At 46.6% G+C, this 7435-nt stretch carries 5 protein-coding genes; all 5 read left to right on the top strand.

Translation table 11 applies throughout. The features are described 5' to 3' along the window. Positions 1–699: 699 nt before the first annotated feature. The 5 genes from F1593_RS26780 (at position 700) to F1593_RS26760 (ending at position 7006) form a co-directional block, all read left to right on the top strand. Entirely contained in the window at positions 700–2508 is a 1809-nt protein-coding gene (locus tag F1593_RS26780) for an FAD-dependent oxidoreductase (RefSeq protein ID WP_172632484.1), read from the top strand. 396 nt (positions 2509–2904) lie between these two features. Further along, the gene (locus F1593_RS26775; RefSeq protein WP_149404615.1) at positions 2905–3696 is read left to right on the top strand and encodes a sigma-70 family RNA polymerase sigma factor; all 792 of its coding nucleotides are present in this window, start codon (positions 2905–2907) and stop codon (positions 3694–3696) included. Further along, positions 3677–4894 carry a hypothetical protein gene (locus tag F1593_RS26770; RefSeq protein ID WP_216369003.1) on the top strand — a complete coding sequence of 406 codons (1218 nt, stop codon included), beginning with the start codon at positions 3677–3679 and terminating at the stop codon, positions 4892–4894. Before F1593_RS26775 ends, F1593_RS26770 begins: the two co-directional genes overlap by 20 nt. Before the next feature lie 415 nt (positions 4895–5309). Further along, complete coding sequence (locus F1593_RS26765; RefSeq protein ID WP_172632482.1) at positions 5310–5534, top strand: helix-turn-helix domain-containing protein; 225 nt, start codon at positions 5310–5312, stop codon at positions 5532–5534. Positions 5535–5755: 221 nt separating this feature from the next. Further along, positions 5756–7006: an FAD-dependent oxidoreductase gene (locus F1593_RS26760; RefSeq protein WP_149404612.1), complete on the top strand. Its 1251-nt coding sequence runs from the start codon at positions 5756–5758 to the stop codon at positions 7004–7006. Positions 7007–7435 lie beyond the last annotated feature (429 nt).

Raw genomic sequence — 7435 nt, 5'->3', positions numbered from 1 at the left:
TCCTATGCTCTCCAGGATCTCTGTGCATGAGTTTTCGCACCAATGGTGCTCAAAAAGATTTTTATTGTGTGATGTAGAAAAGGTTCTTCGAACCTTTTCTACATCACACAATAAAAAGGGCGCTGGAGCGCAAGCGCCTGCCAGCGAGTCAGCAGCAAGATCCCGCTGGTGATGGGAATCAAACACTTTGTTAAAGCTGTTGCCGGTACTGATAATAGTCTATACTATGCGCATAGCATAGGGTGCCTGTTTCATATTGTTCCATTGTAACGTCCGCGATGTTTTGTGTTGTTCCTGATCGACGCCAACATTGCAACTTTCAGAGTTTCGCCCACGCAATACATATTCTCATCTGAACGTATAAGCACAGCTAGAATAACATCCCTGCTCTTCCCTTTGAGTAAGCTTGCTTCGACTTGCTCTCTTCTTGTTCCTGAGACTGACGTTATGCTATAATCTGACGAGGAAAGCAGTCCCATGAAGATATTCGTATATCAACGCCGAGCGTGCTAGCCGCACAGCAAAAACGCAATTATGTTTCCCACGAGTATTGGTCTATTATTTACCAGGGAAATTATAGGGAAATAGAACGTACTGTTGATGGTCCTTAATGCCATCAACATTGTCTCCCCTGTTCCGGGTGCTAGCATACCTCCCCACCTGGTAGAGTGCCCGGTACCCAGGAAAGGACATTGTAAGATGATTGATCCCGATAGCGAATTGGAAGCTCGATATCGTTCGGTGACAGTGACACCGGACTGGTATCAAACAAATATTCCTTGTCAGGTTGGTTGCCCAGCCCATACGGACGTTTCAACCTATATTGGTTTAATTTCACAAGCCCGTTTTGATGAGGCGTATTTACTGAATCGTAGAGCAAATGTGGTGCCTGGTGTGCTTGGTCGCACCTGTGCCCGTCCCTGTGAGCCCGTGTGCCGTCGTAACAAGGTAGATGGCAAACCCATTTCTATCTGTTGGCTCAAGCGTGCAGCTTCTGATCATCGTGAGTATCGCCATCATGCCGAGTGCCCGCCAGTGACGAAGGATAAAAAGGTCGCCATTGTTGGAGCGGGTTCGGCTGGTATGGCGTGTGCCCGTGATTTGCGTGAGATGGGGTATCCCGTTACCATTTATGAGCAATATCCGACCGCAGGTGGCGTGATGGTCAATGGTATTCCTGTCTGGCGTCTTCCTCGTTATGTGACGACGGAAGAGTGCGATGAATATATGGCGGACATTGGCGTTGAGATCAAGTACAACACCCGTGTTGGCCGCGATATTCAGGTTGCCGATCTGTTGCAACAATATGATGCAGTCTATCTGGCCGCCGGCTGTTACGTGCCAAATGCATTGACTGGTCCCGATAATAAAGTGATCAAAGGCGCTGACTATAAAGGTGTCATCGATGGTATTCGCTTGTTGGAGAAGACCAATTATGGCGAACCAGCCTTTATCGGCAAAAAAGTTGCCGTATTGGGTTCCGGCTTTACCGCCATGGACTGCAGTCGTACCGCGATCCGTTTTGGGGCTGAAAAGGTCTACATTATGTATCGCCGTTCGAAAGAAGAGGCCGGTTCAGACGAATATGAGATGGATGAGGCCTCTTTCGAAAAGGTAGAGTTCAACTATCTGGTTTCTCAGCTTGAAGTGACCAGTAAGGATGGTGTGCATGTCAGTGGTATGCGCTTCATCCATAATAAGTTGGGCGATCCTGATGCCAGCGGTCGTCGTCGTCCTATTCCTATTGCTGGTACCGAATTTGAAATTGAAGTCGATACTGTCGTGCCAGCCTTTGGTCAGTATAGCGATGTTTCCTGGTTACCGGCGGAAGAATTAGGCCTTGAAGTCAACAAATGGGGTGTCCCGCTCCTGGACATCGATACCTGGATGACGAATCATCCTGGTCTCTTTGCCGGTGGCGATTTCTCCCAGGGTGCGCGTAACTTGATCTCAGCAATTGGAGATGGCCGCGATGCCGCCTCCTCAATCAATCGTTACCTGGGTGGCGTTGACAAACCAGCCGAGGCAGCCGAAGAGATAGAGTTGCCCGACTATCGCCGTGGTATGGTGGATAATTATGAGTCCATTCCACATCAGATGTTGCCATCGTTACCATTAAAGGATCGCTATAGCCATACCCGTGAAACAGAGACTGGCTATACACCGGAGCAAGCGGTCATTCAAGCACGCCGTTGTTTACAGTGCCAGTTAAATATTATGATTGATCCCTCAATCTGTATTCTTTGTTCTGGCTGTGTAGACATCTGTCCGTATGATTGTATCAGCATGGAGGGTCTCTCACGCGTCGTGAAGGAAGATCCTTTGCATGAGGATGCCGGTCGTTGGGAAGGTGGAGCGGATATGATCATTGATGAAGAGAAGTGTATCCGTTGTGGCCTGTGCATTGTGCGCTGTCCTACAGACGCGATTTCAATGGTACAGTTTGAGGTTGCCAGCCCTAATTCACGCTGGACCGTTTCTAAGATTCCCGTCATTAACGTCAATTAACTCCATTTAGTCTGAAAAGTACAGGAAGTCATCCACGATTTCCTGTACTTTTTGCGTTGCTTTATATAGAGCTTTGTTTATGTGTAAAACCTCTACAATTTTGTGCTTTGATTTTCAGGCTAGTACCAGGCAAACGAAAAGTAACGCATTGTGAGTGTGATTCGAGAAATGAATCGTGATTCATAATGACTGTCCGATGACAAAATAGCCATTTTGTCGTCCCATGCCCTGGTTTATTTGCCTATCAATTCATCTTATATATGGGCCTTTTGCCTACTATGATCCAATGACATATCGGAATAGGTACTTGACATTTCCTCTTATATTGCGCAAAATTGAAAAAAAGCCCGATTCTTGAGAGATATATGTCTATCCATGACGTATATTTAACAATGGATGAGGCGAATGTACCACCGGTCAAGGTATATCCTTTCCCCCCTCTTTGGAGTTGTGATGCTGTCGTACTACGAGCAGGTGCCAGCAACTACCTTTGTTGAAAGGATATGCCCAGGTCTGCAAGGAGCGATGATGGTGCGACATGAATGGTCTGATGAGGATCTAGCCCAAAGGCTGCAGGAGCGAAACCCGGAGGCGCTGGAGACTCTAATATCCAGGTATTCTCGTGAAGTTTTTTATTTTATTCGGTTAGTACTTGATAATGTAGGTGTGGCACAGGATGCAGAGGAATGTGTGAACGATTTATTTGTCGCTGTATGGCAAGAAATCGATACCTTTGATGTCGTTCGTGGCACCCTGCGTACCTGGCTTACGATGCGCGCAAAATATATTGCGCTGGATCGTCGCCGTCAATTATCTCGTCGTCAGGTACATAACGTTCAATCTGCTGATGAAATTCGACAATGGAGTTCATCAGATGGCAGTGGAAGTCGTAAATCTTCTGGCTATGATTTTGAGGCGCGTGCTACCTTGCCTCCTCATCCAGAAGCGAGTATGGAAAATTTGCTAGAGCAAAGTGAGAGGCGTGAAGAATTGCGCCTTGCCCTGGCGACGTTGCCCGAACTTGACCGCTTTCTCATCTATCATCGCTATTTTAAATTTGCTAGCACTGAGGAACTGGCGGCAAAAACGGGCTTAACTCGTCATGCCGTCGACACACGACTCTGGCGAGCGCGCAAAAGCTTACGCGAAGCGCTCAAGGAGCATTCCCATGAGTATGAGCGAATTTGAGGACCATCTATTAGAAGAAAAAAAAGAGCTATTCTGCCTTCCAAATATGGAAGGTATCTTTCCTGATGATTTTTCTGTGGATGAGGTGGAGTTTGCTTGTGAGTTAGATTCCTTATTTGCCCTCGAACAAGAAGAACTTCCCCCGTTGTTTGTGCAAACTTTGATCGAGTCTAATGATTCTCGTTTCGAAACTGTTGAGCATGGATTTGAGCTGAAGACGCAAGCTCAGGTGTTTCGACGTCTTCACTTAACTCAGGATCTTGTTCGTCCTCATCCTATCCTTGTAAGTAGATCTTTATTTGGACACTTGCCTGTTACTTCACGCCCTTTACTGGCTGTTTGTACTTCCTGCGTATTGTTTTTAATGGTGACCATTTTTGCTACGGCACCAGCTTTCGCTTCCGGCTTAACCTATCTTTTGGCTGGTGCGCATAGTGGTGTTTTACTGGTAGATAAAGCTCCATTTATTGCTTCACACGCCCATCATGTCACTCCTAAACAAATCAAGCCGGTGACGAACTCTACCCCTCAACAGATCAGTATGGCCGAAGCGCAACAGCGTTTGCACTTTCCCCTATCTGTCCCTGCGTATGTTCCGACACGCTACAATCAGACCAATTTCTACCTTTATGATGGCGATAATTCCTGGGCTGATGGGTCGATTATGGTCGTTGAGTACACCTATGCGTTGCCAGGTCTGGCGCCAAAGCATATTACGATATGTGAGTTCAAGCCAGATCAGACCGTGTATCTGGTCGTGAAGAATGAAGCGGCAAAGCGTATTATGGTTAATAATCAAGAAAACTCAGCCATTTTTGTGGAAGGTCATTGGACCCAGTCAGGGGATTCCAGTCCTACCTGGGTGTATAACGATCGCAGCGAAATTGTCTATGAAACCAATGGCGTGGTGTTTTGGATTGTTGGCGATCCCAGTGATGGTATTGATACGACAGAATTGACAGCAGTTGCCAATTCTTTGCATGTCTTGAGTACACAGGGTCCTGATCATATCGGTGGACACATTGATAGTGTGACGCAAACGGATCAGGATACTCCTCATTTATTTGCTAATGATGTCATTTACCTGAGTAATCCTGATAATTCTAATGGACCTGCATTTAAAGTTGTTGGCACTCAGCCTGATCAACCACAGGCACGTACTGGATTGTTCAACAATCAAATCCCCTATTCAAGTTAATGATTGCCTGCAAGGATAGCATAAATGTCCTTGTAGGCTCACTTCGGCCTCCAAATTGAAGCAAACCTACTCGCTCATCCGTATAGTATACGAGAATGATGCGTTGATTTTCTGGGGCATCCTGTTTGGCAAGGCAATATATATTTTCCCTGGTAGAATTGTTTTGCACTATTTCTCATGAAATAGACGCGAGGTTTTTACCTTCTGTTACGTTTAATAAACCGGGGTGGATGTATTTCTCAACAGAGGGGGCGCCAATTGCAAGATAGCCATTGTTGTGTCACTAGACAACATGCTGCATCATCTGGTATGCTATCTCATGTAGATAGGTATTGTATATACAGGATATGCAATGGTTATCTTCTCTTGCAACGCCGCTGGAGAAGCTAGTAATAAGACCTCGAAGGAGAGGATAATGAAAGTAGCAACAAAAGTGAGAATGACTAAAACTCATGGTATTCCCAAGCTACGTTTGTGGCGTCAAAGAAAAGGTTTGAGTCTGGGTCAACTGGCAGATTTATCTGGTCTGCGCCGTGATACTATCACTCACCTTGAAACTGGACGTGAAGAGGCTCAGCCATATCATGTGCGTATTTTGGCGCGTGTGTTAGGGGTCCCTACTTTAGAGCTTGTTTCCTAAAGAACATCGGTTTGGGCGAACTTGGACGGCAGGGCATCGCTAAGGTGCCCTTCCGGTCATTCTTTTTCTTTTTATATGGAAGTGTCCGTTTTGACTTTGTGATAGCATAAAGTTAAGACGGACACTTTTTTGAGGATCAGGTTTCTTTGTAAGTATGTTCTGTGCTATTCTGTGCTATAAAGAACCAGCGGGTTAGTTAGCAGACATGGGGAGGTGCCTTGATGCAATCTTCGATGACGCATGGGCAGGCATCAGTAATAGAGCAGGTGTTTCAAACGACGTGTTGTATTGTTGGGGGGGGACCATGTGGAGCAATGCTGGCTTTATTATTGGCCCGCCAGGGGATCTCTGTGACGTTATTAGAGGCACATACCGACTTTGATCGTGCTTTCCGTGGTGATACCCTTCATCCATCCGTACTGCACATCCTGGATGAGATCGGGTTGTCTGAGCGGGTGTTACAGTTGCATCATAGTCGGATTCGCCAGTTGGGCTTTCAAACACCAGCGGGTAAGACCCTGACTATGGTTGATTTCGACGCGCTATCCCATGATCGTTATGGTTTTATCGCGATAGTCCCACAGGCGGCATTTTTAGATTTTATTGTTGCGGAAGCGAAAAAATATGCACATTTTCAACTTGTGATGGGGGCGCAGGTGGATGAGTTGCTTGAGGTCGATGGTCAGGTTGCAGGGGTGCGCTATCGTGGTCTGGAGGGGCGGTGTGAGGTGCGTGCAGTCTTGACTGTAGGGGCGGATGGTCGTTTCTCGCGCCTGCGCAAGCTGGCTGGCTTTAAACCAATACGAACATCACCTCCCATGGATGTGCTCTGGTTGCGTTTAAGCCGTCGCGCTGGCGATCCCGCTATGGCTTTTGGACGCTTTGCTCCACAAAGGATTGTTGCGGTGATTAATCGCGATGATTACTGGCAGATTGGCTGTGTCATTCCAAAAGGACACTATCAGCAGGTACGGGCTGCGGGTATTGAGCATTTTCGTGACTCACTGGCTGGTATTATTCCTGAATTGGCGGATCGCCTGGATGGGTTGCAAAACTGGCAACAGGTCTCAGTACTCTCTGTTGAGTCAGATCGTTTACCACGCTGGTATCGACCAGGATTACTCTTAATTGGCGATGCTGCCCATGTGATGTCTCCAGTGGGGGGGGTTGGGATCAATTATGCGATTCAGGATGCGGTTGTCGCTTCTAATGTGTTGGGTGGCAAGTTAAAATATGGCGTTGCACAACTTCAGGATCTGGCGCGGGTACAGCGACAGCGGCAATTTCCTACACGCTTTATTCAACTTTTTCAAGCCATATTGCAAAAGAATGTTTTGTCTGTCGCCTTAAACCGACAACAGCGTGAGGCACCTCTATTCATGCGTATTATGGCTCATATTCCAATGGCCAACCGCATCGCGGCTCATGTGATTGGTTATGGTATTAAGCGTGTCCATGTTAAGGCGTTATAGCATCTTCATTCTTCTAATATGGCAAATTGAATTTTTATAAATCAATACTCGTGTAATGAAGTACTATGAATGTAAAGCATGAGGCGTGGATTTTATAGCGAAATCATAACGAACTATAGGCGAAGAATGTAGAAGATAGAAAAGGAAACCGGCTATGGAGAAAAAAGCTGCCAGTAAAATAACCTCCAGGTTGCCAGCATTCTGTTGTTCCGTTTTCTTTTGAAATCTCAGCCTTGTATGATATGCTACAGATAGGCATGAAATGTCTCTGGCCCCCCGCTGGGAGTGGGAGGCTAACACACTCTTTGAGAGTGTCAGCCTCCCGTGGCCTCCACGGTCTCTGTGCATGAGTTTTCGCACCTGCGGTGCTCAAACATCTTTTTAGTGTGTAGTGCAGGAAAGGTGCTGTGCACCTTTCCTGCACTACAC

Source organism: Dictyobacter arantiisoli, from assembly GCF_008326305.1.
Lineage (GTDB): Bacteria > Chloroflexota > Ktedonobacteria > Ktedonobacterales > Ktedonobacteraceae > Dictyobacter > Dictyobacter arantiisoli.
The sequence above is the reverse complement of the archived record's forward strand: the minus strand, read 5'-3'. Positions and strand labels throughout refer to the sequence as shown.